28 protein-coding genes and 3 pseudogenes are annotated in these 25433 nt (G+C 58.5%); 20 read left to right on the top strand and 11 right to left on the bottom strand.

The window, feature by feature from the left end; genetic code table 11:
• Positions 1 to 1070: 1070 nt before the first annotated feature.
• Together RX331_RS26850 and RX331_RS26845 are read right to left on the bottom strand one after the other, a co-directional pair.
• A complete protein-coding gene (locus RX331_RS26850; RefSeq protein WP_317252650.1) occupies positions 1071 to 1946 on the bottom strand; it encodes an enoyl-CoA hydratase-related protein in 876 nt (291 codons plus the stop codon).
• Positions 1943 to 3019 carry a LacI family DNA-binding transcriptional regulator gene (locus tag RX331_RS26845; protein WP_317252649.1) on the bottom strand — a complete coding sequence of 359 codons (1077 nt, stop codon included), beginning with the start codon at positions 3017 to 3019 and terminating at the stop codon, positions 1943 to 1945. The genes RX331_RS26850 and RX331_RS26845 overlap by 4 nt, the downstream gene beginning before the upstream one ends.
• 300 nt (positions 3020 to 3319) lie before the next feature.
• Here RX331_RS26845 and RX331_RS26840 point away from each other — a divergent pair, with 300 nt between their 5' ends.
• Both RX331_RS26840 and RX331_RS26835 read left to right on the top strand, forming a co-directional pair.
• The gene (locus RX331_RS26840; RefSeq protein WP_317252648.1) at positions 3320 to 4231 is read left to right on the top strand and encodes a CoA transferase; all 912 of its coding nucleotides are present in this window, start codon (positions 3320 to 3322) and stop codon (positions 4229 to 4231) included.
• Positions 4125 to 4532, top strand: a complete 408-nt coding sequence (locus tag RX331_RS26835) for a CoA transferase (RefSeq protein ID WP_317258252.1) — start codon at positions 4125 to 4127, stop codon at positions 4530 to 4532. Before RX331_RS26840 ends, RX331_RS26835 begins: the two co-directional genes overlap by 107 nt.
• 906 nt (positions 4533 to 5438) lie before the next feature.
• On the opposite strand, the gene RX331_RS26830 is transcribed toward RX331_RS26835, so the two are convergent.
• Positions 5439 to 5726 carry a hypothetical protein gene (locus RX331_RS26830; protein ID WP_317252647.1) on the bottom strand — a complete coding sequence of 96 codons (288 nt, stop codon included), beginning with the start codon at positions 5724 to 5726 and terminating at the stop codon, positions 5439 to 5441.
• Between the two features lie 177 nt (positions 5727 to 5903).
• Between RX331_RS26830 and RX331_RS26825 the strand changes: the two genes are divergently transcribed.
• A complete protein-coding gene (locus RX331_RS26825; RefSeq protein ID WP_317252646.1) occupies positions 5904 to 6200 on the top strand; it encodes a hypothetical protein in 297 nt (98 codons plus the stop codon).
• 8 nt (positions 6201 to 6208) lie between these two features.
• Positions 6209 to 6748 (top strand): hypothetical protein, encoded by a 540-nt coding sequence (locus RX331_RS26820; protein ID WP_317252645.1) that lies wholly within the window; start codon positions 6209 to 6211, stop codon positions 6746 to 6748.
• Positions 6749 to 6833: 85 nt separating this feature from the next.
• Here the strand turns inward: RX331_RS26820 and RX331_RS26815 are convergent, their stop codons facing one another.
• Positions 6834 to 7055, bottom strand: coding sequence for a hypothetical protein (locus RX331_RS26815; protein WP_317252644.1), 222 nt, complete (start codon positions 7053 to 7055; stop codon positions 6834 to 6836).
• Positions 7056 to 7351: 296 nt separating this feature from the next.
• On the opposite strand from RX331_RS26815, the gene RX331_RS26810 reads away from it, so the two are divergent.
• Positions 7352 to 7567, top strand: coding sequence for a hypothetical protein (locus RX331_RS26810; protein WP_317252643.1), 216 nt, complete (start codon positions 7352 to 7354; stop codon positions 7565 to 7567).
• A gap of 40 nt (positions 7568 to 7607) precedes the next feature.
• Here the strand turns inward: RX331_RS26810 and RX331_RS26805 are convergent, their stop codons facing one another.
• Genes RX331_RS26805 through RX331_RS26790 form a run of 4 tightly spaced genes read right to left on the bottom strand, consistent with a single transcriptional unit; the run spans position 7608 to position 8619 of the window.
• Positions 7608 to 7847 (bottom strand): hypothetical protein, encoded by a 240-nt coding sequence (locus tag RX331_RS26805; protein ID WP_317252642.1) that lies wholly within the window; start codon positions 7845 to 7847, stop codon positions 7608 to 7610.
• An 8-nt stretch (positions 7848 to 7855) separates the two neighbouring features.
• Positions 7856 to 8047, bottom strand: coding sequence for a hypothetical protein (locus RX331_RS26800; RefSeq protein WP_317252641.1), 192 nt, complete (start codon positions 8045 to 8047; stop codon positions 7856 to 7858).
• 57 nt (positions 8048 to 8104) lie between these two features.
• A complete protein-coding gene (locus tag RX331_RS26795; protein WP_317252640.1) occupies positions 8105 to 8374 on the bottom strand; it encodes a DUF1883 domain-containing protein in 270 nt (89 codons plus the stop codon).
• A gap of 59 nt (positions 8375 to 8433) precedes the next feature.
• Positions 8434 to 8619 (bottom strand): YjzC family protein, encoded by a 186-nt coding sequence (locus RX331_RS26790; RefSeq protein ID WP_317252639.1) that lies wholly within the window; start codon positions 8617 to 8619, stop codon positions 8434 to 8436.
• Between the two features lie 283 nt (positions 8620 to 8902).
• Here RX331_RS26790 and RX331_RS26785 point away from each other — a divergent pair, with 283 nt between their 5' ends.
• The 6 genes and pseudogenes from RX331_RS26785 (at position 8903) to tnpC (RX331_RS26760) (ending at position 12709) form a co-directional block, all read left to right on the top strand.
• On the top strand, positions 8903 to 9202 hold the full coding sequence (locus tag RX331_RS26785) for a DUF1778 domain-containing protein (RefSeq protein ID WP_317252638.1): 300 nt from the start codon (positions 8903 to 8905) through the stop codon (positions 9200 to 9202).
• Positions 9190 to 9711 (top strand): GNAT family N-acetyltransferase, encoded by a 522-nt coding sequence (locus RX331_RS26780; RefSeq protein ID WP_317252637.1) that lies wholly within the window; start codon positions 9190 to 9192, stop codon positions 9709 to 9711. The genes RX331_RS26785 and RX331_RS26780 overlap by 13 nt, the downstream gene beginning before the upstream one ends.
• A 557-nt stretch (positions 9712 to 10268) precedes the next feature.
• Complete coding sequence (locus tag RX331_RS26775; protein WP_317252636.1) at positions 10269 to 10598, top strand: transposase; 330 nt, start codon at positions 10269 to 10271, stop codon at positions 10596 to 10598.
• Positions 10564 to 10692 (top strand): hypothetical protein, encoded by a 129-nt coding sequence (locus RX331_RS26770; protein WP_317258380.1) that lies wholly within the window; start codon positions 10564 to 10566, stop codon positions 10690 to 10692. The genes RX331_RS26775 and RX331_RS26770 overlap by 35 nt, the downstream gene beginning before the upstream one ends.
• Entirely contained in the window at positions 10689 to 11042 is a 354-nt protein-coding gene (gene tnpB, locus RX331_RS26765; RefSeq protein WP_317252635.1) for an IS66 family insertion sequence element accessory protein TnpB, read from the top strand. Before RX331_RS26770 ends, tnpB (RX331_RS26765) begins: the two co-directional genes overlap by 4 nt.
• A gap of 69 nt (positions 11043 to 11111) precedes the next feature.
• Positions 11112 to 12709, top strand: a pseudogene (tnpC, locus tag RX331_RS26760) (IS66 family transposase).
• Positions 12710 to 12779: 70 nt separating this feature from the next.
• Here the strand turns inward: tnpC (RX331_RS26760) and RX331_RS26755 are convergent.
• On the bottom strand, positions 12780 to 13139 hold the full coding sequence (locus tag RX331_RS26755) for a hypothetical protein (protein ID WP_317252634.1): 360 nt from the start codon (positions 13137 to 13139) through the stop codon (positions 12780 to 12782).
• A gap of 533 nt (positions 13140 to 13672) precedes the next feature.
• Here RX331_RS26755 and RX331_RS26750 point away from each other — a divergent pair.
• Entirely contained in the window at positions 13673 to 14173 is a 501-nt protein-coding gene (locus RX331_RS26750) for a hypothetical protein (protein WP_317252633.1), read from the top strand.
• Between the two features lie 1618 nt (positions 14174 to 15791).
• Here the strand turns inward: RX331_RS26750 and RX331_RS26745 are convergent.
• A complete protein-coding gene (locus tag RX331_RS26745) occupies positions 15792 to 17249 on the bottom strand; it encodes an IS4 family transposase (protein ID WP_317252632.1) in 1458 nt (485 codons plus the stop codon).
• Positions 17250 to 17442: 193 nt separating this feature from the next.
• Between RX331_RS26745 and tnpA the strand changes: the two genes are divergently transcribed.
• The 3 genes from tnpA (at position 17443) to tnpC (RX331_RS26730) (ending at position 19874) form a co-directional block, all read left to right on the top strand.
• Entirely contained in the window at positions 17443 to 17844 is a 402-nt protein-coding gene (tnpA, locus tag RX331_RS26740; protein ID WP_317252346.1) for an IS66-like element accessory protein TnpA, read from the top strand.
• Positions 17841 to 18188 (top strand): IS66 family insertion sequence element accessory protein TnpB, encoded by a 348-nt coding sequence (tnpB, locus tag RX331_RS26735; protein WP_135176416.1) that lies wholly within the window; start codon positions 17841 to 17843, stop codon positions 18186 to 18188. The genes tnpA and tnpB (RX331_RS26735) overlap by 4 nt, the downstream gene beginning before the upstream one ends.
• Before the next feature lie 93 nt (positions 18189 to 18281).
• A complete protein-coding gene (tnpC, locus tag RX331_RS26730; RefSeq protein ID WP_317258116.1) occupies positions 18282 to 19874 on the top strand; it encodes an IS66 family transposase in 1593 nt (530 codons plus the stop codon).
• Positions 19875 to 19920: 46 nt separating this feature from the next.
• Here the strand turns inward: tnpC (RX331_RS26730) and RX331_RS26725 are convergent, their stop codons facing one another.
• Positions 19921 to 21378 (bottom strand): IS4 family transposase, encoded by a 1458-nt coding sequence (locus RX331_RS26725; RefSeq protein WP_317252632.1) that lies wholly within the window; start codon positions 21376 to 21378, stop codon positions 19921 to 19923.
• Between the two features lie 559 nt (positions 21379 to 21937).
• On the opposite strand from RX331_RS26725, the gene RX331_RS26720 reads away from it, so the two are divergent.
• From RX331_RS26720 to RX331_RS26700, 5 genes and pseudogenes are all read left to right on the top strand, one after another.
• Positions 21938 to 22276 carry a hypothetical protein gene (locus tag RX331_RS26720; RefSeq protein ID WP_317252754.1) on the top strand — a complete coding sequence of 113 codons (339 nt, stop codon included), beginning with the start codon at positions 21938 to 21940 and terminating at the stop codon, positions 22274 to 22276.
• A gap of 216 nt (positions 22277 to 22492) precedes the next feature.
• Positions 22493 to 23062, top strand: coding sequence for a hypothetical protein (locus RX331_RS26715; protein ID WP_317252753.1), 570 nt, complete (start codon positions 22493 to 22495; stop codon positions 23060 to 23062).
• Between the two features lie 375 nt (positions 23063 to 23437).
• Positions 23438 to 23689 (top strand): annotated as a pseudogene (locus RX331_RS26710) (cation:dicarboxylate symporter family transporter); the annotation flags it as partial.
• A gap of 1 nt (position 23690) precedes the next feature.
• Positions 23691 to 24338, top strand: a pseudogene (locus tag RX331_RS26705) (5-methyltetrahydropteroyltriglutamate--homocysteine S-methyltransferase); the annotation flags it as partial.
• A 539-nt stretch (positions 24339 to 24877) separates the two neighbouring features.
• Entirely contained in the window at positions 24878 to 25315 is a 438-nt protein-coding gene (locus RX331_RS26700) for a VirK family protein (protein ID WP_317252752.1), read from the top strand.
• The last annotated feature ends 118 nt before the right edge of the window (positions 25316 to 25433 follow it).

The raw sequence follows: 25433 nt of genomic DNA, 5'->3' as shown, positions 1-25433 counted from the left end.
TCGTTGTTCTGCTCGCTTTTAGCAAGGCTTGTGCCAGCGTCTTAAATGGCACAGCTCACGCCGGCAGATCGCTACGGCTCTGGAAATACGAGTGTTTTGATCAAGCGGGTGCCGATCCAAGCTGTTCGATCCACGACATGTTGGCCGGGGCGCGACACGTCTTACGCAAACAGGCGTCACGAATTGAACGTCCGTAGTCGGAGCGGCGCTAAGGTGAGAGTCACCCGCCTGCGGTGTCGCGGTAATGGTTACAAGTATCATTGGCTTCCGGTGCACTATATGCGGTGCCCGTGAGCGCTGATGGCGCGATCAATAACAAGAACACGTACCTGACCGTCAAAGCTCGGCGGCTTGGCCGATGGCAGGCCGCAGGATCGGCCGACTCTCCCTTTAGGCGCAACGTGCGCTCCGGTTTCGAGTCGATGGGATCATAGGAAGTGGGCAGGCCAGCTGCAGATGATCGATGCCGTTAAAGCGCTCGGCATTGATCCCGCCGATGTCGCAGCCGGCTCGCTGACATCACGTTCATAGCCGTCTTTCTGTGAAAATCCGCGTCCCTAACCGAAGACCATCAAGTGATTTTCAAAGAAAAGATGGATCTGTCCATGAAGAGGACGGCGATGCGGCTCTCATAGACGTGCGGTCTCGGTCGAGACGGGACGGGCTTACAACGTCGAAACATCGGCGGCGACAGCTAGATGGCGCTTTCCGCTGGTACCAGTGCACGGCCGTGCCGCTCAGCATCTGGCCGTAGCGTTCGGGAATGGTTCGGCATTTGGATGAATGTGCACCACGACAAACTTTCTGGCCGGCACAATGGCCCATCGAGGCTCACCGGGACGCAACTGAGGCCGCCGGCGACATTCTGAACTGGTCGGTCAAGCAGCTGGCCGAGCGAAGTGGAATGTCGCGCGAGTTCATTCGCCGGCCTGTGGAGTACAACGGCAGTCCGCCGATTTTCGACGAGTTGATGGAATCCTCTGAGCAGGTTTTCGGTTGCGAGAATCGAATTGTTTCCCCTGGTTGTTAAGCCATTGAAAGCTTTGGCGAAGCAGAGCTCTGATGATCTTCTAAGTCCCCCGATAGCTAGGCGACCGCTTCTCAAAAAAGGCGTTCATTCCCTCTTGCTGGTCGGACGTCGTAAATGCGTGCCTGATGGCTTGTCGTTCAAATTCGAGACCGGCATCAAGCGTGGTTTGGTAGGCGGCGAGTACAGCCGCTTTAGCCAGTTCCGTGGAACGCGGCGGCTTGTGCGCGATAACTTCGGCAACTTCGAGAGCGCGACTCTGTGCCTTGCCGTCTGCCGTGACCTCGGCAACAAGCCCAGCTTGATGGGCTGCGCGCGCAGAGATCGGTTCTCCGGTCAGGATCATGAGCATCGCGAGCGACTTGCCGGCCACGCGGGTCAACCGCTGGGTTGCTCCGTCGCCCGGCAATATCCCAATATTAATCTCCGGCTGCCCGAAGGTTGCGCCTTCACCGGCGATTACGATGTCGGCCAGGAGCGCGAGCTCGTGACCACCGCCAAAGCAAATCCCCTCAATTGCGGCAATAAGTGGTTTGGGGAAATTGGCGATATCCCGCCAGGCAGAACGTCGTGCGGAATTGTCGACGGCTTCGAACCCTCGTTGCTGCATTTCCTTGATATCGGCGCCGGCGGAAAAGAACGTATCGCTGCCACGAAGAAGGACGCAGCGGACGTCATCATCCAGCGCGGCCTTGCGAAGGGCGGCCCCGAGTTCCGCGATCAGATCATTGCTCAGGGCGTTTCGTTTGGATGCCCTATTCAATGTCAAGAGCACCACATGCGGCAGGGGTGAGGTCCAAAGAATGAGGTCAGGCTTGGCGTTCAAGGGTAGCACCTTTGCAAGTTGCGGATCAGCGGATTTACACAAATCGTTTTCGCGAATGCCGTCCTGCATGCCAGCTAGCTTGCGAGGCTTCATCGTGGCCGCCTCGGCAGGCGGTCGGCTATCCGTGGTGGCGCGGTGGACGACCGCATCACCAGCCGGTAGGGCAACAGGATGCTCTTGGGGACGGGCCTTCCCGCGATCGCATTAATTAGATAGTCGGCTGCGCCGCGGCCGATTTCCGCGGCGGGAATCCTAATTGTCGTAAGCGGCGGATCCACCTGGGCGGACAGTTCCACGTCGTCAAAGCCGGTAATTGAAAGCGCCTGCGGCACGCTCAAACCCATGTTGCGGGCTTCCGACATCGCGCCGATGGCCAGCGTGTCGGTCGTGCAGATCACGGCGGTCGTGTCGGGATGGTCAGTGAGCAGTTGGCGAAGCGCGCTTTGTCCTTGCGCGAGCGAGTAGTCGGCCCTGATGACTTGAGTCGGCTGGAGCTGGATACCGGCTTCAGCGAGAGCGCGCTGAATGCCATCGAGTCGCGCGCGCGAACGGTCATTCGACGGCGGAATGTTGGCAATTGCACCGAAACGAACGTGTCCCAGGCTCAGAAGAAATTCAGTCATTTCGCGAGTGGCACGTTCGTTGTCGATGCCAATGGCGGGAATGCCGCCGCCCGCCTTAGAAACGTAAGTCGTAATGACGGGAACACCAGTTTGCTCTACCAAAGTTCTCAATTCGCGACCATGCGAGCCCCCCACGAGCACAATGCCGTCGATGCCGCGCTCGATGAGGCTCTGCATCTCCTGCAACTCGCGGCGTTGATCATACTGCGAATTGGCGATGAATAATGTGTAGCCGCTTTCGCTTAGGCGGTTCTGCAGGGCCTCCACGCCTTCGGCAAAGATTCCAAGGCCTAGCGTCGGAACAATCGCGCCGATCGTCCGCATGCGTCCCGATTTTAGTGCCCGGGCCGCACTGTCCGGCGTATAGGAGAGATTGGCGATGTAGCGCATCACTTTGTCGCGCAGTTCGGGCCTGACAATTTCTGGATGATTTAGAACCCGCGACACCGTCGCCGGCGACACGTTTGCCTTTCTCGCGACGTCCTCGATCTTCACCCTGGGCTGCGACCGGCCTTTGGGATCGGCGATCGATTTTTTGTCCATCTGATCTGCTCGGATTGGCCCATAACGGGCTGTTAACATCCGTTGGAGGTGAACCACCTGGAGGATTGCTAATCTCAAGCTAGTGTGCAGGAGATCCGTGGTTCTCATTGAACATTATTTGAGCGTCCAAGCCACATCAAGCAGAGCGCGCCGGCGGCCATGCTCTGAATGTGCAGCGCTTAACTAGCTTGACGCCCCCGATCGGGGCGACTAACCTGAAAACGATTTCAGAAAAGCGAAGATGGCGGAATGTTGCCGACATTGACGCGAGATAATTAAAGGGACCCAGCAAGAACAGTTATGGTCGATCTTCTCAAGGGCGTTCGGGTCCTGAGCTTCAATCACTTCCTGATGGGGCCTATGGGTGTGCAATTTCTCGCCGACCTCGGCGCGGACGTGATCGCTGTGGAGCCGCCAGACGGCGCCTTCCAGCGGAAATGGGGTGGGGCAGACAAGCAGGTAGATGGTCAATCCATGCTGCTTCTGACCGGCAATCGCAACAAGCGGAGCCTGACGCTCGATCTCAAGAAGCCGGACGCGGTTCTGGTTGCGAAGAAACTGATCGCAACATCGGACGTCATCAGCGAGAACTTCCGCCCTGGCGTGCTCGACAAGCTTGGGCTTGGATATGAGGACGCCAGGAATATTAAATCCGACATCATCTATGCCGCAGCGTCCGGATATGGCCCGGACGGCCCGTACGTGAATCGACCCGGCCAGGACCTCTTGGTTCAAGCGTTGGCGGGGCTTGCTACCATCACGGGAAGCCGCGATCACGGCCCCCGAGCGGTGGGTGTTTCGGCAGTTGATCATCACGGCGCCGCTCTCTTTGCGGCTGGCATCCTAGCCGCATTGGTAAGAAAAGCGCGCACGGGGCAGGGGTGTCGGGTCGATGTCAGCCTACTGTCTGCAGCGCTCGACCTCCAAATGGAGTCGTTCACCTGCTATCTCAACGGGCAAAGACCCAACGACGTGCGCCAGCCGGGTCCGATCGCAGGATGGTATTATGGCGCACCGTACGGCATCTATGCTACGGGTGACGGGCACATCGCGATCTCGCTCGGATCGCTCGACGTGCTGGCAGATGCGCTTTCAATTCCCGCCGATCAGCGCGTTCCCGACACCGAAGCTTATCGGCGGCGCGATCACATCGGCAGCAATTGCGGCCAACATCGCCAAACGCACGACATCGGAGTGCCTTGCGCTGCTTGAGGCTGGCGGAATCTGGCACGCCCGCATCAACGACTATTCCGACGTCGTCGTCGATCCGCAGGTGATTCACAACAAGAGCTTCCAGGTTGTGAAAGGGGCGACGGGGGCGCCGATTACCCTCGTCAGCCATCCCGTGTGTTATGACGGCGAGGTACCGGAAATACGTTTGCCGCCGCAGCCGCTCGGGGCACAGACGGAAGAAATCTTGAAGGAGCTCGGCTACGACGCCCAGCAATTGAAGGACCTCTACGACAAACGCGCCGTCGGCTCAGTGACATCCCTTCACGCAAAAGAGCTTTAGCAACAGCGAGCTCCCGCCCGCTTTCGGTCTGCTCTTTCCACCGTCGCGCTCGCCCTCGTCAGCAGGAAACGCGCTGGAGCAGCAATTGATCGCGGCTTTGACGGGCACGGGCGAGTTCCTTGCCTTTAATAGCTCGACCGAGGCACTGCAAATTGGATCGCAGGTGGTCCTGCGACTTCTGCCCGGGCCCGGCAAGAAGGAAAGCAATCCATTCCGAGCGAACTTGAGCTGCGCTTGGGCGACGGAAGCTACACCGGTCGCGGCCTGTCTTGATTCCAGTCGGATCTCACCTACGAGCTTGTTCCGTCTGGAAACATCCCACTCGGGTTTACCTACAAGCACGGCAACAATCAGGATACGGACGTCTTCGCTAGCTCATACCGGGTCGTCTGATCGGGAAGCTCTGATTGGCGCAGGCGCGATCATGTTTGCTCGCCGCCCTGCATCTGCCCGCTATTCTCGCCGCAAGGTCTCGATTAAAGGAGAAAGGCAAGATTCGCGAGCGATCCGCCGCGGTGCCGTTGCGGAAGCAACAACCCGCCAGCCGAGTTTCACCGGCCCGTGGCAGGCACGAGCACCTCGGTCAAAGGACGATGCTCGCCGGGTGGTGTTTCGTGTAAGTAATTGTAATGAGGCCCGACTACATACCCCGCACTCTTCATCTCGAAACCGCGGTCATTTCCGAAGTTGATCTGCTCGCTCAGCACCAGGTCATCATCGTTCTCGCCGAACCAGGGGCGGGAAGGACAGAGCTCTTGCAGAGCCTTGCGGAAAGGCTCGGAGTTCAATCGTACAGGATTCGCAGCGCGAGTCAGCCATGCGTTAAATCATCCTGGCCGCTGTCCATACACCGGCCAGCTATCGCGACTCACCAGCGGCTTCCTAGAGGCTTTGACGGGAGGGCCCTCACCAGGGTTCGAAACGAGACTCGCCATTCGGCGGATTGATAATGCGCAGGCTCCATTTCGTCGAGCCGTCCGCCGACTGACAATCGATCTTCTCGATCCTCCGGCGCGCGTCCTCGCCCATCTGTGTGTTTGTAAGTGGGACCGGACAATTGACACCATGCATTTCAATAATTTGACGAGTGAATCTTTGGAACTCTGGGCGCTTCCGGTAGTCAATGGTGGTTCCGGTCGCTGGGACCGCAAGAATCAGCATCGCTAGGGAGGACAGCAAAAAGAAAATCCGCATGGTGCGCCCCGTCAGCAGTCAGTCACAACTTACCAGTAAATAAATTGTTGCTAGGCCGCTCAAGCCAGGGGATTCATTAGCGACTTACTTTTGATGTTTCCCCGATTTGTCCCCCTTGCAAGCCCTTTCCAAATGACTCGTTCACAGCGTCGTGCGTCACCATCACGGGGCTGATTAATGACTGAATTGTATCTGCCGACGACCATCTATCGCGAAATCATTGAACGCCTGCTGCCCGTCGCGGGCGCCGGCAATGCCGATCAGATCACGGCCGTTCTCGGTCCGCTGGCAAAGGATCGCCTGGTGCCGCTGGCGGATCGCCTGGCACGCCTGGCGCCATGCCCGGCGTGCGGCATGGTGACCAGTAACGAGGTCAAAATCGCACTAGGTGAGGCAGGCGACATCTGGCCGAATCACATCCGGAGCGCAGTGGCGCTCGCGCACTATGAGGATCATGTGGCGCAGTTTCACTGATTGCGCTCTTGCAAGACGCGAAATGGCCGCGCGGCGCACCCCTGCGCGGCCTTTTTATTGCATCGTATTCTTCCTATCGCATTCCTATTTTTTTTGCTCTACGTGGGACGCCCCGTAATCAACCGATCAGAGGTATTGCGCTAATGCAAACTGAAATCGATCCGGCCTATCTCGCCAAATCCAAGCCGCTCGCGAAAGCGCTTACACCGTTGGCCAGGCACTCGAAATGCAACGCAAGGCATTTTTCCCCCAAGCGATCGCACCGAATGCTACAAGCTCTAGGTTGCTATAACGGCACGGCGGAAGAGCACAACGTTATCTTTGATGCCGTTGAGCAAAAGACCTGCGGCGACTGCTGGGAAAAATCGGAGGAACGGCGCAAGTCAGACGTGGGGCAATCCTACGAAGAGTGGATGCAGGATTTTGAACCGGCCAAGATCGAGCCACTTGATGAGCGAGACGTCCCGGCCGAGCATGTCCACATAATCAAAGCGGAAGGGGATGCGGACGACATTCCCGATCGCCTACACATTATCCGGCGAGAATGATCGACGCTCTGTAGCTTTAATCGCGACGCAGCATTGAAAAGTAACATCGGGCGCGGATCACTCCGCGCCTTTTTTGTTGCGCGAACTACGCCCAGGTTGATGCACGGGATTTTGCCGCATTCTCAGCGGCAATAACCAGGGCCTCGGAGAGTTTGAGCGCCTGTTCGGCCGTCACCTGAAAATGAACGCCCACAACGCTAGCGATAGAGAGAGTGATCTCGTCATCGATCTGCTCAACTATGATTGCGGCCGACTCGTCGATTTCGATCACCGCGACAAGGGAGAGGTCGTCAGGGTCCTTCACCATCACTACAACTCCGCGGGCCACCCCGGTGCAACATCAACCATCACCATCTCATGGACAGGCTGCGCACACGCGTGGCCGACCGGCGGGTTGTGGGGTTGGTCCGGCAGCGCAGCCTGCCGGCGAGATCATGGTCGGAAGACAGCGTAACGAGATCCTGCAGCTTCAGCGGGCCAACGTCTCGACGGCATCGGCTGAGCTGCTGCTAACGAGGATGCTGGCAAAGATCGAAGGGCTGTGCGCGGAGCGAGACCGGCTGGTCCGACGAAAGGACGCGTGCTAGGTGGCCGGAGTTGGTGATGGGCGAGCGGCTGAAATGGTACGACGACAAGGCCGACAACTCGCCGTGGATCGACGCGCTCGCCGAATTGCGTCAACAGGCCGCGCGCGAGGGCCATTGTTATCAGCACGTCCAGGCGATCACTGTCGCGATCGATCAGTACGCGGAAGCTGCCTTAGGCAATCGGAGCTATTTCTTGAACAAGCCCTACAGCACAGCATCGGCGGGTCATTAAAAGGTAATCAAGAGCCGTGATGCCACGGTGGCACGAGCGACTAAAGATTAAAACTGAGGATCATCGGCCGGTTTCCCTCCGACGCGGCGCTCTTTGCGCGTTGGAGTGCCGAATATCGAGCGTCGCGATCCAATCTCTTCAAAAGATCAGGATCGAAGACTGTTCCTGAAATGTCGTAGTCACCAGACGAGCGGCATCGGACCGTCTTTCCGTCAAAGGTTTCAACGGTAATATCCTCGGCCTCCGCCTCACAAACTGGGCAATTGATGTTGTTAGCCATGGTGAACACTACTCCTCCGATTTCAACCCATCTAGACGGGTTCGTAGAAGATCAAGGTCGGCTTGGAGAAGATGGATGCGCCCGCGGAAAGCCTTCAATTCGTCGGGTGTCAGGATCTGGTTGGCCTTCTCGGCATACTCAAGGCGCATGCTCGCTTTAAGTGTTTCGATGTCTCGCTTCAGCATTTCTTCTTCGGTCATGGCTTGCCTTCTTGTGAGCCTCGGCGGTCGCTTGGTGATGGAGAGCCTCAAGGCCCGCTAGGCAGCCTTGAGGTAGCTGATGCTGTAGCGAATATTTGCTTGGCCGCCCGCAAGATCGATCGTTACGTTCCAATACCCATCATGGGGTACGGCGACTCGGGCAGGCAACGCGCGAAAAAATCCGCCGTATGCCCGATGTTGGCGCCCAGAGCGGAAAGCTTGAAAATTGGAGTCGTCTGTCAGTCGTACGTTGCATTGGTGACTGCACTGAACCACAACCACGTCGCCGGCGTGCAGGAGCTCTCTAGTGTGTATAAAATCAGCCATCGCCTTTCTCCTGTTGAGTTCCCGTTGCTGCCTCGAGCAGCAACGGGAGTAGTCTTCGCTCAACGTCCGTTTTTGTGCTTGGTGGGGTCTACCAGCGTGTAGCCCATACCAGGCTTCGGAGTAGGGGGGAGCGGTTCACCCCGCGTGACAGTTCGTTCTTCGCCGGTCCCGCCGCCGCGCGGGCCGACTTGCTCGTACTGTCCCGAGCGGGGGGCTTCTTCACCAGGTTTGTAAATTTTAGCCATGACTGGCCCTCCTCATTGTGAGAGCCGGTGTTGACCGCGGGCGACGAACCGCTCATTTTGGTTCGCTGAAAAGCGCCTGTCCCACGTCGGCTCTCGACCCACGGGGCGGTTTCGGGCCGTCGGAAGTTCCAGTTCCGGCGGCCTTTTCTTAGGAACGAAAATACTGCGTACCGATTAACCTGTACGTCCAACGTATATACAGAATTGTGTTGACGTTGTCAATACAGCGTTATACGTTTGCTAATAAAAGAGAAAGAAAGAGTCTCGGTCATAGGAGGTTACAATGTCTGCCGCCGTTATGGAGACGCCAAGGGAGACAAAGCGCGATGCCGTCATCAATGTTCGCCTACCCACCAAGCTGCGGGATCTGATCGATAGCGCCGCGGCTGTGGTTGGGAAGACTAGGACCGATTTCATCCTGGAGAGCGCTAGAAAACACGCCGTCGACGTCCTTCTGGACCAAACGCTGTTTTCTCTCGAAACCGCCCAGTATGAAGAGTTTCTGCGTGTATTGGACGAACCTGTGCAGCCAAATGCCCGTCTCAAACAGCTGCTCGCGAGTAAGTCGCCATGGCAGAAATAAAGCCGTACGAAGAGGCGCTGGGACCAATCCTGGCACCAGCGCCTCTTCTTCCTTCACATGACGTTTCCCGCTTCGACTGTGGGAAAGTTCCCCTCAACGATTGGTTGAAGCATACGGCACTCAAGGCTGAGGCCCGTTCAGCGCGCTGCTATGTCGTTTTGCGACGCCAGCACGTAATCGGCTTTTATTGCCTCGCCGCCGGAGCTGTTGTTCACGAAGGGGCACCTAGGAAGTTGCGGCATAACATGCCCAGCCCCACCCCAATTGTGGTCATTGGTCGGCTTGCCATTGACAAGGAATATCAGGGACAAGGTCTTGGGCGTGCTCTTCTTCAAGACGCGCTTTTGCGGATTACGCGAGCGTCGGAGTTGGTGGGCGCTCGGGCTGTCGTTGTCCATGCAGTCGATCAGGAGGCCATTCCGTTCTACGCGCGATACGGTTTCAAGTCCTTTCTGCTGGGGAACCAAACGCTTTACTTGCCAATCGAAGAAATTATTCAGTCCCTTTAGCGGTGAAATACCTTTCGCCTTTTTGACTTATACTAAAGCTCGAAAGTGTGTTCGCTTGTTGATTTAGTTGAGCTTTGTCCGCCCTGTCACGGCGGAGGCCGCGGGTTCGAGTCCCGTCTCTCGCGCCATTTCTCATTGGCTTGGTGCTTGGTCTCCCGAGACTGCTCAAAAAACGTCGCTGCAAACAAAAGGCCGCCCTCAGGCGGCCGTTTTTATTCCAACCACTATCGATCTCTTTTAACGGAACGTCGAGATGCTTCGAGCTGGTGACCATCGGCTTGCTGGATCGCGTAGCCCGCCGCCGTTCTGATGCCGGTAGGATCGGTCAGCGCTTTTACGCGGGATCATCGATTTTGTTGATTTTGTCGACTCAGGTGCTCGTACCCAAGGAATTTCTTCAACTCTGAGGTGGGGACTAATCCGCGTAAAGCGGTATGGATCTGCGGGGTACATGTGTTTTGCGTTTCCGAAAACGATGGTAAGCGCTTAGCCGGAACTCTTGCTTCGGGATCGGTATAGCTGTGCAAAGAAGCCTCCGGCTTGGACGGAGGTTTGGAATGGGATTGGACAGCAAAAAGGACGTCCATTTGGGCGGCTCATCGGCGGGGTCGGTGAGCCGGCTTGAAGTTCTTGAAGGACCATCGGGGCGCCGCGTACGTTCGGAAGCTGAGAGAGCTCGGATCGTCGCCGAGAGTTTGTTACCCGGTGCCCAAGTGTCCGAGGTGGCGCGCAAGCACGGAGCGACGCGCTGGCAGATCTACGATTGGCGACGGCGGTTTCGACAGCGAGGCATGTTGCCGCCGTGCGAGGCGTCGCAGCCGACATTTCGCGCCGCTGATCGTGGAAGATGCGTTGGAGGAGCGTCAGGTTCCGGCGATCAAGCTTGAGATCGCGATCGGCGATGTCGTCCTGCGGACGGATACGGCCATTGATGCCGAGCAGCCGTCCCGGGTGATCCGCGCGCTGCGAGCATCACGATGATTGCGGCCGGTGCTGATCTGAAGATTTCCGTTGCAATGCGGCCGATGGACTGCCGCTGTGGCCATGATGGGCTTGCGGCGAAGGTGCAGGAGATGCTTCGTCTCGATCCGTTCAGCGGCGCAGCCTTCGTGTTCCGATCGAAACGAGCGGACCGGATCAAGATTTTGGTCTGGGATCGAACGGGCCTGGTGTTGGTGCACAAGCGTCTCGAAGGTTGCAAGTTCGTTTGGCCAACGATAGCGGACGGCGTGATGCGGATGTCGCCGGCGATGTTCGCGGCCTTGTTCGAGGGGCTGGATTGGAGGTTGGTCCGTCCAGAAGAAGCACGGCGCCCGCAGGCGGCGGGATAACTGCGGCAGAATGACTCGGAAGCTATTTTGAACGTGGCACGCGCGGCGGCGATATGCTCGAAATAGCGCATGAGCATCGCGGCGCTGCGCGACGAAAACGAACGCCTGAAGGCGCTTTTGGCGCAAACGCAGGCGGCCTTGAGCGAGCATCAGGGGGCGCTGGAGGCGTCGGAGGAAGCCCGACGCCGCCTGGAGGTCATTCTCGGTGAATTGCGACGCGACAGGTGGCGCGAAGTCCGAGAAGCTGCGACCAGATCAGTATCATTTGCCGCTCGAAGACGTGGAGATCGCGCAAGGCATCCTGGATGCCGCGCAGGAGAGAGCCGAGAAGGTCATCCAGGGCCGATCGCGAAACGCGACGGGTCAAAGCTCTCATCGCAATCGCGGCTGCTTGCCTGCCCATTTGCTGCGGGTGGAGCGGATCATCGAGCCTGCGAGCACGCTCTGCCCGTGCGGTTGCGGCGCCATGACGAAGATCGGCGAGGACGTCAGCAAGCGCCTTGACGTGATCCCGGCACAATGGCGCGTGCTGGTCACACGCCGCCCGAAATACATCTGCCGCCGCTGCTCCGACCCTGTCGTGCAGGCGCACGCGCCGGAGCACGTCGTACCCAGCGGGCTGCCGACCGAAGCGGCCATTGCGCACGTGATCGTCTCCAAGTTTGGCGACCATACGCCGTTTTACCGCCAGTCCGAGATCTATGCGCGCCAGGGCATCCGGCTCGATCGGGCGACACTGGGCAACTGGTCCGGTCGCGCCTGCTTCCATCTTCAACCCATCGTGGACCACATGCGCCGCCACCTGGCCATGGCGGATCGTCTGTTCATGGACGAAACCACGGCGCCGGTACTCGATCCGGGGCGCGGCCAAACGAAGAAAAGGCTACTTCTGGGCGATCGTGTCCGATGACCGCGGCCACAGCGGCCCAAGTCCGCCGATCGTGCTGTTCCGATATGCCCCCAGTCGCAGCGGTGCCTTCGCTGACAGTTCCTGGACGGCTTTGGCGGACGCTGACTGCAATGCGATGCCTATGACGGTTATGATCAGCTGACCAAAGTCGCTCGACTGCAAGGGCCTTGGAGGCTCGTGCATTGCTGGAGCCATTTGCGCCGGCGCTTCGTCAAATTGGCCCGCAACAGCAAATCGCCGATATCGCCAAGGCCGCCGTTCGGCACATCGCACAGCTTTACGCCATCGAAGCCATGGTGCGCGGTGCATCGCCGGACATCCGGCTGGCCGCGCGCAAGGAGCATTCGTTGGCTCTCGTCGCCGCTTTGAAAATGTGGTTCGAGAAGCAGCTGTCGATGATCTCCAGCGGCTCGACACTGGCCGAAGACATCAAGACATCCGCTATGCACTCAATCACTGGCAGGGGCTGACCCGCTTCCTCGAAGACGGGCGCCTCGAGCTCGACACCAACCCGGTCGAGAACGCCATCCGGCCAGTTTGCCTGACCAGGAAAAATGCGCTCTTCGCCGGTCATGAAATCGGGGCAGAAAACTGGGCCTTGCTCGCGTCGATCGTCGCCACCTGCAAGCTCAACGACGTCAACCCGGCTGCCTACATCGCCGAAACACTCGAGGCGATCATCGACGGCCATCCCCATAGCAGGATCGAAGACCTCATGCCGTGGCGATTCCGCAAAACGTCAAGCCAGCCTCAATAGGGTTCCGGCTAAGCGCTTACAAACGATGGTTTGTTCGCGCTCGGCTAACGCGAAGACGAAATGACGCGTATTACTTTGTCGTACAGCGGTTGAAGCGGGAAAAACCCATACGGGCGATTGTGTCGAGGAGGTCGGCCACGTCGTCGTCGGTAATGGATGCTGCCAGCAGGCGGCCCCATTGCTCTCGGCAGCGTTTCAAATACCCAACGTCATTTTTCCAGGACTTTTTGCGAGGTGCTTCCTCACCGCGTGGGCCCTTCGCATATTCATCTATGTATTTGTCGGCGAAGGCATCGAAAGTCAGCTGATCCGGCTTGGGCCGGCTCGCTCGCTTCTCCATAGCCGGGTCGGCGCCGTTCGCTATCGTGCCTAGGAGGATCTTGGCTTGGGTCCGAGCTGCCTCCGGCGCCATCTTACCAACGGCCGCCACGGTGTAGCGCCGAACTGGCGCTGTTCACCCGGTTCCAGCTCGATAGGCGAGGAAGGACTTGGTCCCGGTCGGGCGGATCCGCACCCCAAGCCGGGCGGCTTGGCGTCCAAACCGTGTATTCGGACGCGCGTTTTTCCAGGCTGTCGACCAGGCTCTTTGTGATGGTTTGACCGCTCATTTTGGCACCGCCAAGCACGGGGGAAGCACCGTGGGGCCAATCAGAGCATGCTGAAGCAAACACGAAGTAGCGAAGAGGTTAAATTTCGCATCCAAACCAGGAGGATAGCCAAGTGTAGCTAACTGCCTACGGGATTGTGCCGCTGTCTGGGAGACTAGGGGTCGGAGTTCAAATCCTCTCGCTCGGACCATCAAACCTTTAAAGCCAACGAAGAATGCAGAAGGGCGCAACAGGCGCCTTTCGTTGTTGCGCGCGACCATCCAGCTCTGCCCCCGCAATAAACCCCCGGTTAACTATGGATCGTTACGATCTGCCATGTCCGGGGGTGACCTCCCGGCCAAACGGAGCGGATGTTATGCCCGTCGAGATGTTGTCGTATGCCGAGTTGGGCGAAAGGCTCAAGGTTTCTCCGGAGGCCGCGCGTGCCCTGGTGAAGCGACATCGCTGGCCTCGTACCCGCGCCAATGATGGGAAGGCGCTCGTCCAAGTCGATCTCACCGAAATCAACCATTCCCCCATATCCCGTCCGCCGCAGGCGCAGACCGGTCAGCAGCTGGTCACCGCCCTCAAGCAGCAGATCGAGACCCTGCAGGCTGAGCTCACGGAAATGAAGGTGATTGCCAGCGGCTACCGCGGCGATTTCGAGCGAGAATGCGAGCGCACCAACAAGCTGCTGGCCGAGCTGCTTAAAGCAACCACTGAGACCATGGGAGCCCGCGAAAAGGCGGCGTTGCTCGAAGGCAAGCTCTCGATGATGACGCAGCCATGGCGGCGCCGGCTGGTCGATGCCTTCACGCTTGCCCTGCCGCAGGTCACCTCCAGCGCGCGCGAGAGCACTGCTTCGCCAGCTAATTGATCCGGTCCTTTCGGCCGTACACTTCTTGAGCACGATCTGGGCCGGCGGCTCGATCATAATCGTCGGCTTCCATGCCGCTCGAATTGACGTCAGGTCGATTTCTTTTTCGACCGGTCAAGTTCCGAGAGAGTCCCGATGACGATGAAATCGATCTCTCCCTCGGGAGTCTGAGTTTGGGATAGTGCGCAGCCTTGTCCCAATCGGTCAATTCCACACGTCTGTGGTGTCTGGCGACAGCGAGGCAAGATATTGTGGGCCGTCGATGAACGCATCGATGTCCCGGCTCAGTCGATGGTTGGTGTATATCATCAGGGCTGTTCGGCCACCCAGGATCGGACCGGCTGTTCCTGCCGTGTGAGATCCGAGAGTCCGTCGAGCGTCCGACCGAGGAGTTTACGCCATGCGCTCAAGTGCACTCTCCAATGCTGGGCTACTTTCGCCGGTTGTTGACTTCATCGCTTCATGGGAGGCCGCCAAATCTTGAATGGGAATGGCGTGGCGTTGTGCAAATTCCAGAACAAACTCAGGTCGTACTTCCGTGAAGAACGTTGTGATATGTGCAATCTAATTTCGCCAGTCTCTCGAGGTGATACGAGCCACAAGATCGGTCGAACTCATTGTTCGGCGATACGGAGCGTTCGTGGTGCCGAGAACGAGCTCATCAATATCATTTGGTCTGAAGGCGCGATTGGAATAGGGATGGCTGCCCTTCTCCGGTTTTGTCGCGGGAGGATCGGCATCAAGCGCATCCGCCAAGCCGCGCCGGCGATCCTCGAGGCGCTTCAGTGTCATGACGTCGTTGACGAGAACACGTCGATGCCTTCCGACCAACCGGAAAGGAAGCTGCCCGAACCCATCGTTGGTAAACCAGCGGCCGAGAGATGCCGAGAATTTCGGCAGCCTTCTCGGCTGAGATTTCCGGGTCTGATCTTAGCGGGAGAACCTCACCCGTTTCGGCCAGCGCTGTGAGAATGCTTCTCATCGCACGTAGCAGGGATGGCGGCAGTTCTGCCTTGAGTATCTGGCCGTCAGCGTGGGTAACGAACACACCGCTATCCTCAAGCGTTGACTCGATGTCCCTTGCGCGCCTCGTCCTGATCGCTACTTTAGACGGGTCAGATCTTCGGCCACGATGGCTTCCATCCGTAATAATTGAAATAAATGTAATATCTGTAGGTCTCGCAACAAGCGGTAAATTCGCAACGTTTGCTCCCGGAGCCGCCGTTAGCTTATACGTCAGCCACTACAATCTCTGCCGCGTTCATGAGGCGCTGCGGACCGCGCCAAGCGTCGCCCTTGGCGTGGCAGACCGGGTCTGGACTGTTGGTGATTTGTTAGACGCAGCGCTAGCAATCGAGCCAAACCGGCCGGTTCGGCGAAATTTCTGTGTAATCGACGGCGGAAAGACCTAAGATCAATCAACGCGCGGGCGCGTGATTGCCGTGTGGCTTTTGGCTCGCAGAGCCAGAGTCATCAGACGGCGAAGGCTGAACTGCCTTGTTGAACTCACTCATCACCTCCGTGACTAGCTAGGGTTCAGACTCAATTGATCCAATAGGCGACGATCGCGGCGAGGTGGACGGCAGCCAAGAAGTTTCGTAACCGTCCGGTGAGGCTTTCAATTACCCACAAATTCTCCTCCAACCATGACGCCCAGCGCGATGTCGGTGAGGCGTGACAGCCCGCGCCACATGAGGGTATTGCCGGGCGGCGGATCGCTGGCGCGGGCGAGATAACCGCCGAGCCGGGCGATCTTGATCAGATAGTGCGAGAGCGTTTTCTGTCTTACTTTTGGTTTGTCGTTGACGAGGCGATCGAGCACGCAGATTTCAGTCGCAGTCAACGCGAGGGTTGGCGGTGCGTCTGGGGCGGAACGGTTGAGCATCGTCATCCAGAAGATCCGCCAGCTCAGGATGCAAAAGAGCGAGATCAGATTGGTCAGACGCTGGGCGGTCCTGAGTTTCGACTCCTCAGCTTTGCAGCCCGATTTGAGGATCTTGTGGAACACCTCGATCTTCCATCTCAAAGCATACCATTCGAGCTTCTCAATGGCGTCGGTGCGGGAACCAACAGGCAGGTCGGTGATCAGCTTCCAATCGATCTTCTTTCTGTTTTTCGGCGTCCCGCGCTCTTCGGCATGGATCACCGTCAGGGTCAGAGCGGGATAGCGCTTCTGCTTTCCGATCGGCGGCAGGACGCGAATCTTGCGATACCTGATCTCAAGAACGGCCTGGTCGGGATCGCCGTTGCTGTCTCTGACCCCGATGCGATGGAGCCCTTTGACGGCGACCTCGTCCATTTCGTCGGCGATCGTGTGATCCCCGTCTCCAGCCAAGCGGTCGACGCAGGTCCTGATCAGGAAATGCGTTCCGATCTCCTGTGCTGCGCAGAAAAGCTCGTAGATGTCACTCTCGCGATCACCGATATGGATGCATCGTCCCGGATGATCCAAGAGTTGCGTAGACTGCTTGAGATTTTCCAACCACCGGACGCTTTCCTTTTTCTCGATCGGAATCCGGGTCGGATTGATCTTCTTTTTAAGCGCTGCCGTCCCCTTGAATTTCTTCCGGGTCCAGAACTTAATGGCCGCCAGCCCCAGCGGCACACCCTCGATTGTAACTGCGAGGCTCGAATGCATCAGGATGCCGCAAACCGTGTGCGATCTGAGGCGGCCCGCCTTATCTCGTCCACTGTTTATGCGCTTGGTGATGCCGATCGCTTCTGACTTTTCGCGTTGATAGCTAAATTCGGTTGTGTCGTGTAGCACAAGAACGAGACCTTCAGCGGCGGCGGCACGATCACGTGTCGATTGGAAATGGCCGGCCAGAATGTCCGCTTCGCTGACCCGGTCATTAGAAAAGAAGCGGTAGGCTGCCTTGGTATTCGCCCAATCCTGGCAGACGAGCGGAATGCTTTGTCCCATGGCGCTTCCAATCTGCGTGAGCAGTTTGCGGAATCTGTCGCCGAGCCGCGCGTCCCTAAACTCGCATCCACTGGTCTCTCGATCAATCCAACATTCACCTTCCAAGGATCGCAAACAGCCTTTTGTCGATCGATCCCTTAATCTCAGCCCCATAGAGCACCCCCTCGCGAATCAGGTGCTCAGCAAGGAATCACAAGTGATTCTTTCGACTCAAGATTTCGCCGATCAGCGGATCAGTCCGAGTGGTCAAAGTTATGGGTAATTGAAAGCCGGTGAGGGCCGCCTTCCCGGATTGTGCTCGGGCGTGAGATGATTTGCTCATTAATTTGCAAACAAATGAGCAAACGTGACGAGGGTTACGGTTCTGTCCGGTCCAGAGCGGCGACGGCGGTGGACCACTGCCGAGAAGCTTCGGATCGTGGAGGAGAGTCTGGCGCCTGGGGCCAGTGTTGTCGAGGTTGCTCGACGACATGATGTTCACCGCAATCTGGTCACGGCTTGGCGGCGGCAGGCGCGCACTGGCGTGCTCGCTTTCGAGCCCGGGCCGATGCAGCGTCAAGCTGACGAAGTCCGTTTTGCGGCAGTCTCCATTGCGCCAGAACGGCAACCGTTGACGGCACCCTCTGGGACCTGCGGTGCGATCGAGATCGAGTTCGCGGCCGGGGCTCGGATGCGGATCACGGGCGCGGTTGACGCGGCGACGCTGAGCGCAGTCGTGGCGGCGCTGACTGACGGACGGCCACGATGATCCCGTTGCCGGCCGGCGTGCGGGTATGGCTCGCGACCGGCTATACCGATATGCGGAAGGGCTTTCCGTCGCTGGCCTTGCAGGTTCAGGAGATCTTGCATCGCGACCCGTTGGGTGGCCACCTGTTTTGCTTCCGCGGTCGTCGCGGCAATCTCTTGAAGGTGATCTGGCATGACGGCCAGGGCGCCTGCCTGTTCACGAAGCGCCTGGAGCGGGGCCGCTTCATCTGGCCGAGCCCGGCCGAGGGCGTGGTGACGATCTCATCGGCGCAGCTCGGTTATCTCTTGTCCGGGATCGACTGGAGGCACCCACAAGAGACCTGGCGGCCGACCTCGGTCGGATGAGGCTTTGCGCTTCCCGGATCGTGATGGATGTGATTCCATCGCTTCGTGACCACATCTGAATCGCTTCCCACCGATCTTGCCGCCGCGCATGCGATGATCCGCGCGGAGCGCGCCGCGCGCCTTCAGGCGGAAGCGGTCGCGGCGAGCGCCAAAGCGGAAGCTGCCAACGCGAAGGCGACCGAGGCCCTGATCGGTTACCTCAAGCTCGAGATCGAGAAGCTGCGTCGCCAGATTTACGGCAGCCGCTCGGAGCGCAAGGCACGGCTCCTGGAGCAGATGGAGCTTCAGCTTGAAGAGCTGGAAGCAACCGCAACCGAAGCCGAGCTGGCGGCTGAGAGGGCGGCGGCTCGGACGCAGACCGTCAAGTCCTTCCAGCGCAAGCGCCCGTCGCGCAAACCGTTCCCCGATCATCTGCCGCGCGAGCGGGTCGTCGTCGCCGCACCGGAGAGCTGTCCCTGCTGCGGCTCATCGAAGCTATCAAAGCTGGGCGAAGATATTACCGAGACGCTGGAGGTCGTTCCCCGGCGGTGGAAGGTGATCCAGACGGTGCGCGAGAAGTTCTCGTGCCGGGACTGCGAGACGATCACCCAGCCGCCGGCGCCCTTCCACGTGACTCCACGCGGCTTCGCCGGCCCCAACCTCCTGGCCATGATCCTGTTCGAGAAGTTCGGCCAACATCAGCCCCTGAACCGGCAGAGCGAGCGCTACGCCCGGGAAGGCATCGATCTGAGCCTGTCGACACTGGCCGACCAGGTCGGCGCCTGTGCGACCGTCCTGCAGCCGCTTTATCGGCTCATCGAGCGCCATGTCCTCGCCGCCGAGCGGCTGCACGGCGATGACACCACGGTGCCGATCCTGGCCAAGAGCCAGACGGTCAAGGGACATATCTGGACCTACGTTCGCGACGACCGGCCGTTTGCTGGCCGGGCGCCGCCGGCCGCGCTCTATTACGCCTCGCGCGATCGACGGCAGGAGCATCCCACGCGGCATCTCCAAAGCTTCACCGGCATCCTGCAGGCCGACGCCTATAGCGGCTATAACGAGCTGTATGACGCCTCGCGCGCGCAGGGACCGGTCACGCCCGCACTCTGTTGGGCGCATGCCAGGCGGCAGTTCTTTGAGCTGGCGGACATCGCCGCCAATGCGAGACGCGGCAAGAACGCCACGGCGATCTCGCCGATCGCGCTGGAGGCGGTCAAGCGCATCGACGTGCTGTTCGATATTGAGCGCGGCATCAACGGCCAAAGCGTCGAAGAGCGGCTGCGGGTGCGCAAAGAACGAAGTGCCCTGCTTTTAACGGCATTGGAAGCGTGGCTGCGCGAGCAACGCGCTCGGCTGTCGAACTCGTCCGCGGTCGCCAAGCCGATCGACTACATGCTGCGCCGCTGGGACCGGTTCGCTCGCTTTATCGATGACGGGAGGATCTGCCTGACAAACAATGCGGCGGAGCGCGCGCTCCGCGGCTTTGCCCTCGGCCGCAAGTCCTGGCTCTTCGCCGGCTCCGAACGTGGTGCCGACCGCGCCGCTATCATGGCGACGCTAATCATGACGGCAAAGCTCAACGACATCGACCCGCAGGCCTGGTTGGCGGACATCTTGGCCCGCATCGCCAGCACCCCGCAAGGTCGGCTCGATGAACTGCTGCCTTGGGAATGGAAGAATACCCCTGTTCAGTCCGCTGCTTGATCGGACCATCGCGCCACGCGACTACCCGTGCGGCCCTCACCGGCTTTCAATTACCCACAAATTCTCCTCCAACCATGACGCCCAGCGCGATGTCGGTGAGGCGTGACAGCCCGCGCCACATGAGGGTATTGCCGGGCGGCGGATCGCTGGCGCGGGCGAGATAACCGCCGAGCCGGGCGATCTTGATCAGATAGTGCGAGAGCGTTTTCTGTCTTACTTTTGGTTTGTCGTTGACGAGGCGATCGAGCACGCAGATTTCAGTCGCAGTCAACGCGAGGGTTGGCGGTGCGTCTGGGGCGGAACGGTTGAGCATCGTCATCCAGAAGATCCGCCAGCTCAGGATGCAAAAGAGCGAGATCAGATTGGTCAGACGCTGGGCGGTCCTGAGTTTCGACTCCTCAGCTTTGCAGCCCGATTTGAGGATCTTGTGGAACACCTCGATCTTCCATCTCAAAGCATACCATTCGAGCTTCTCAATGGCGTCGGTGCGGGAACCAACAGGCAGGTCGGTGATCAGCTTCCAATCGATCTTCTTTCTGTTTTTCGGCGTCCCGCGCTCTTCGGCATGGATCACCGTCAGGGTCAGAGCGGGATAGCGCTTCTGCTTTCCGATCGGCGGCAGGACGCGAATCTTGCGATACCTGATCTCAAGAACGGCCTGGTCGGGATCGCCGTTGCTGTCTCTGACCCCGATGCGATGGAGCCCTTTGACGGCGACCTCGTCCATTTCGTCGGCGATCGTGTGATCCCCGTCTCCAGCCAAGCGGTCGACGCAGGTCCTGATCAGGAAATGCGTTCCGATCTCCTGTGCTGCGCAGAAAAGCTCGTAGATGTCACTCTCGCGATCACCGATATGGATGCATCGTCCCGGATGATCCAAGAGTTGCGTAGACTGCTTGAGATTTTCCAACCACCGGACGCTTTCCTTTTTCTCGATCGGAATCCGGGTCGGATTGATCTTCTTTTTAAGCGCTGCCGTCCCCTTGAATTTCTTCCGGGTCCAGAACTTAATGGCCGCCAGCCCCAGCGGCACACCCTCGATTGTAACTGCGAGGCTCGAATGCATCAGGATGCCGCAAACCGTGTGCGATCTGAGGCGGCCCGCCTTATCTCGTCCACTGTTTATGCGCTTGGTGATGCCGATCGCTTCTGACTTTTCGCGTTGATAGCTAAATTCGGTTGTGTCGTGTAGCACAAGAACGAGACCTTCAGCGGCGGCGGCACGATCACGTGTCGATTGGAAATGGCCGGCCAGAATGTCCGCTTCGCTGACCCGGTCATTAGAAAAGAAGCGGTAGGCTGCCTTGGTATTCGCCCAATCCTGGCAGACGAGCGGAATGCTTTGTCCCATGGCGCTTCCAATCTGCGTGAGCAGTTTGCGGAATCTGTCGCCGAGCCGCGCGTCCCTAAACTCGCATCCACTGGTCTCTCGATCAATCCAACATTCACCTTCCAAGGATCGCAAACAGCCTTTTGTCGATCGATCCCTTAATCTCAGCCCCATAGAGCACCCCCTCGCGAATCAGGTGCTCAGCAAGGAATCACAAGTGATTCTTTCGACTCAAGATTTCGCCGATCAGCGGATCAGTCCGAGTGGTCAAAGTTATGGGTAATTGAAAGCCTCACCGGACGGTTACGCTAAATGCATCTAGCCGTTCGTAGTTATGTGCGAGTGCTCTCGTTGTTGTCGGCCCAGAGTCTCAGCAGAGAGATTTGAACGGCCGCAAAGGCGGTCCGTTTCGCGCTCGGTTAGACGTGCTGCGCATCATCCAGATGCGCTGCCCGTTCTGAGATGCGCAATAGTGAGGCGCGTGACAGCTTTGCGCTCGACGCTCGGCCCAACTCAAAATGCATCCTAAGCAAAACAGTCTGGCGCCTCAAATCGGGTTCCGCAGATGATGTGTTGCAAAGCTAAGAGGTGATCGTGCGGAAGGACGGAAGGACTGGCCACAATCCTGTTGCTCAGAGTGATGTGCTCCTAGTTAGTTTCGAGGGAAACGCAGAGGTCAATCACGCCATTGCGGAGAGAAGTTAACAGTCGGGTCTAGGCCATCAAACCAGGGGTGGCACGTGCCCTGAAGCGTTCGCGCGTTGTTGACGAAGAGGCCGCGCGCGTTGGCGCACGCCAGTATCCGCGCTTCAAACAGCTTGGCGCCGGACGAACGCGCGGTTTGACAGTCCTGACCTCTCAAATCGTCTGTCCAGAGACAGTCGTCGTGCATTCGTCGGCCGTCAAACAAGTTTCGAAGGCCGCGCCTTCACTTTCTAATGAAGCTAATTGGCTCCGTCTTTCTATCCAAACTGTGAATGCCTTCAATCAGAACAATCTATTTTACCAATCGGAACAACTGCTGCTAGTCAAAGCGCCGGCTGAGATGCAACTAAAACATAGCAGATCGTGAAAATTGATTGTCGATTACTAGGGGCCGTCATCAGACGTTCGCGCTCTGCGGGCCGGCATGTCTCAGTACAGAAGCTAAGTGCTCGCGCGACAGCGAGCTGCTGGCGTGCATTGATTCCGAATTCATGCCAGAACAATTCATGAGGCAGTCATGACTATGACAGTGTACGGGTCTAGAAAACCGAGGCCAATAGAGCGCCTGAAACGACATCATTGGGTGACAGCGCTTTATGCGCTCCCACTTCGATTTCTATCCGTTCCTCTGCAGAATCTCGTCAAATTTGTCACGTTGATCCAAGTTAAGATCGGTCCAGATCCGAACCTCACTGGACCGCAGCCTGTAGAACCTGCTGTACACGTTCATCGCTGCGATGCGCGCGTGCAGCACCTCAAGCAGAGCATCGAGCAGCAAATAGAAGAGGTTGCAAGACTGATCTGCGAAGGCAAGAACGCGCTTGAGGCGGCGCAAGCGCTCAACGAACTTACAAGCGAGTTGATAGCGGCACGACTCGGGTTCTGCCCGGAGCGCGAGCAGCTAACCGGCAGTGCGGTCACAAGCGGTGGAGTGGGGCAACTAATCCGGGAACAAAGCATCGTATACGATCCAGAACAGCTTTCGGATTTGGGAAGAATTTTTGATGAAGCCTTCGCGGGGCTACCGAAAGATCTGCGAACTCCCACGAACCGAACAGAGATCGCCAGACTCATTTTTGGACGCGCAGTCATAAGTAAGATCGAGCTCGGTCCCTTCATTAGGTTCATAATCGCAATTGCCTCTGCCGTTTGATTAAGTATTGGTGTCGTCTCGGGATGTGGTTGGAGCGAAAGCGGAATCCTTTCGGGGTTTACCGGACTGGCGTGCATGTCTCTCGCTGATCTGAATTTCGGCAACAAATGAAAGGCGAGAACTCCGGTCTCTTCGACGGAGAGCAACTCGTCTTTTCGGATGAACGAAGGCTATTATGCGCAGTGTACACTCCAACTCGAACGAACGCGTCCAAATCGGGTGAGGACGTAGTCCTAGGATGGCTCTTCTGTACGCTCGCATGCCACTTCCTAAAAGAACGTGAGATCTTGGAAGATCCATATCATCGGATGCGCGACGCAACGCTTAAGCGACAATGCAGGAAAGAAGAGGGGATATCAACGTAATGGGGCAACGATCGCGACGACAGGCCCGGTAACGCCGAGCGCCTCAAAACCGTGGGACCGAATCCTCTACGTTCAAGTGCTGATTGCGATTGTGCTCGGCGCGATCGTCGGCTGGCTGTGGCCAAACTTTGCTACTAACGAATGGATCAAGGCGCTCGGGGACGGCTTCATCAAGCTGATCAAGATGGTGATCGCGCCGATCACCTTCTGCACCCTGGTCTCGGGCATTGCCGACATCCAAGATGCCAAGAAGGTCGGACGGAAAAGCCATGACCGTCGAGTGGTGGACATACGCGCAGTCGCTGACGGCAAAGCCGATGAAGGCGATGCTGACCGGTCCGGTCACTATCCTCAACTGGTCGTTCGTCCGGGACGACATTCCACGCAGCGAGGCCTGCCGGCAGATTGCGCTGGCGATCCGCGACGAAGTCGCCGATCTCGAGGCCGGCGGCGCCGGGATTATCCAGATCGACGGGGCGGCGCTCCGCGAAGGCCTGCCGCTGCGCAATCCGACTGGAAGAGCTATCTCGACTGGGCCGTCGAGATCTTCCGCATCTGCTCCTCGGGCGTGCGCGACGAGACGCAGATCCACACCCACATGTGCTGTTCGGAGCTCAACCAGATCATCGACGCGATCGGTGCGATGGATGCCGACGTCATCTCAATCGAGACATCGCGCTCCAAGATGGAGGTCCTCGACGCCTTCAAGCACTACCGCTACCCGACGAGATCGGCCCCGGCGTCTATGATATCCATTCGCCGCGGGTACCAAGCTCGCGCGGCAGCGCCTCTCGGATGCACAGCTCTGGATCAACCCGGATTGCGGCCTGAAGACGCGCAAATGGGAAGAGGTGAGGCCGGCGCTTACCAACACGGTTGCGGCCGCGCGCGAGCTGAGGGTGCTAGCGTAACGGCGGGCGTCCGCCTGGCCCGGATCGAAGAGGGGGAGCCATGCGGTTCTGGATCAAAAAATCACTCGATTTGAAACGGGGCAGACCATCCACATCAACATCGCGCTCGTCGGCAGCACGTGGCGCGGCGGGAATCGCACCGTGCTCGCGTTGGTCGGCGGCGACCCCAGCGCATCGAGATGACCGAAACGTCCGAGCTACTGCTCGCGCGACATTTCGGCACCTCCGGAAAGGCAGGATGACGAAATGACGGCAAGACCGGCCGATCGCGTGTTTGAGTGCCATTCGTCCTTTCGGCGCCGCGACCGCTGGACCAAATAGTGCAGAGGGTGTCACAAATTGTGACTCCACTTCGCAAACCTTACATACGAGTTTGTGACGTCAGATTAGCCTTCGCAACCACTTGCGCGCGGTTGCGACACGTGTAGTTGTCGCGAGGCGAACGTGCCTGATGTCTGGATTCCACGAAGCTGTTTGCGATAGGACATCGGGCAAGTTGGCGCTCGCGCAGCCTGTGGTTCAAGTGGAGAGAAGAGCATATGCAGCTCAACGGAAACCTGACGATCCTGTTTTCCTTGCTTCTGGCTGCAAGCGTAAGCACGATGGCCCAGGCTGATGAGCCCTCGCCGAAATACGCCGAGGTGCTCAGTGCTTTGCACGCCGGCAAGAATGTGAAGCTCATACTGGACCTCAACCGGTGTACCACCGTAGATGGCGGCAAGCCCGGGCCGGCCGTGCAGGGCGGGCTGGTTATCAGTGCCTTCAGGGTGACCGCCCAGAATGGCATCAGCTTCGCCAATGCGCATCAAACTGTGGACAGCTCGGGACGCCCGGTGACGGAATACATTCGCCACAGCCTCAGCCGCGACGGCAAGCTCACGGTGCGAGCCTCGAAGCTGGCCGCCGGGGCGGCCGAAGCCGCGACCCAGGGCGAATTTGTCTGCGAACTGCCGGAGGGCGCGAAGTTCGTCTGGTAATCTAATGTCGTGTCAGGTTGTAGGCTTCGCCATGCCTGTAGCTCATTGACAAACAATTCGAGCGGCGTGGCTTGCTAATTGCGAAGTATGTCATCTGAGGGTGATGATTGACCGCCGA

Source organism: Bradyrhizobium sp. BWA-3-5 (assembly GCF_032917985.1).
Taxonomy (GTDB): Bacteria; Pseudomonadota; Alphaproteobacteria; order Rhizobiales; family Xanthobacteraceae; genus Bradyrhizobium.
This window is presented reverse-complemented; position numbering and strand designations above follow the sequence as displayed.

Coding starts and splice junctions, on each gene's coding strand:
- tnpB (WP_317252635.1), top strand. CDS start 10,689: ATGATTGCGGCCGGTGCTGATCTGAAGATTTCCGTTGCAATGCGGCCG.
- RX331_RS26830 (WP_317252647.1), bottom strand. CDS start 5,726: ATGCGGATTTTCTTTTTGCTGTCCTCCCTAGCGATGCTGATTCTTGCG.
- RX331_RS26785 (WP_317252638.1), top strand. CDS start 8,903: ATGTCTGCCGCCGTTATGGAGACGCCAAGGGAGACAAAGCGCGATGCC.
- RX331_RS26800 (WP_317252641.1), bottom strand. CDS start 8,047: ATGACCGAAGAAGAAATGCTGAAGCGAGACATCGAAACACTTAAAGCG.
- RX331_RS26795 (WP_317252640.1), bottom strand. CDS start 8,374: ATGGCTGATTTTATACACACTAGAGAGCTCCTGCACGCCGGCGACGTG.
- RX331_RS26725 (WP_317252632.1), bottom strand. CDS start 21,378: ATGGGGCTGAGATTAAGGGATCGATCGACAAAAGGCTGTTTGCGATCC.
- RX331_RS26845 (WP_317252649.1), bottom strand. CDS start 3,019: ATGGACAAAAAATCGATCGCCGATCCCAAAGGCCGGTCGCAGCCCAGG.
- RX331_RS26790 (WP_317252639.1), bottom strand. CDS start 8,619: ATGGCTAAAATTTACAAACCTGGTGAAGAAGCCCCCCGCTCGGGACAG.
- RX331_RS26805 (WP_317252642.1), bottom strand. CDS start 7,847: ATGGCTAACAACATCAATTGCCCAGTTTGTGAGGCGGAGGCCGAGGAT.
- RX331_RS26850 (WP_317252650.1), bottom strand. CDS start 1,946: ATGAAGCCTCGCAAGCTAGCTGGCATGCAGGACGGCATTCGCGAAAAC.
- RX331_RS26825 (WP_317252646.1), top strand. CDS start 5,904: ATGACTGAATTGTATCTGCCGACGACCATCTATCGCGAAATCATTGAA.
- tnpB (WP_135176416.1), top strand. CDS start 17,841: ATGATCCCGTTGCCGGCCGGCGTGCGGGTATGGCTCGCGACCGGCTAT.
- RX331_RS26750 (WP_317252633.1), top strand. CDS start 13,673: ATGCCCGTCGAGATGTTGTCGTATGCCGAGTTGGGCGAAAGGCTCAAG.
- RX331_RS26810 (WP_317252643.1), top strand. CDS start 7,352: ATGGGCGAGCGGCTGAAATGGTACGACGACAAGGCCGACAACTCGCCG.
- RX331_RS26745 (WP_317252632.1), bottom strand. CDS start 17,249: ATGGGGCTGAGATTAAGGGATCGATCGACAAAAGGCTGTTTGCGATCC.
- tnpC (WP_317258116.1), top strand. CDS start 18,282: ATGATCCGCGCGGAGCGCGCCGCGCGCCTTCAGGCGGAAGCGGTCGCG.
- RX331_RS26775 (WP_317252636.1), top strand. CDS start 10,269: ATGGGATTGGACAGCAAAAAGGACGTCCATTTGGGCGGCTCATCGGCG.
- RX331_RS26780 (WP_317252637.1), top strand. CDS start 9,190: ATGGCAGAAATAAAGCCGTACGAAGAGGCGCTGGGACCAATCCTGGCA.
- RX331_RS26815 (WP_317252644.1), bottom strand. CDS start 7,055: ATGGTGAAGGACCCTGACGACCTCTCCCTTGTCGCGGTGATCGAAATC.
- RX331_RS26840 (WP_317252648.1), top strand. CDS start 3,320: ATGGTCGATCTTCTCAAGGGCGTTCGGGTCCTGAGCTTCAATCACTTC.
- RX331_RS26700 (WP_317252752.1), top strand. CDS start 24,878: ATGCAGCTCAACGGAAACCTGACGATCCTGTTTTCCTTGCTTCTGGCT.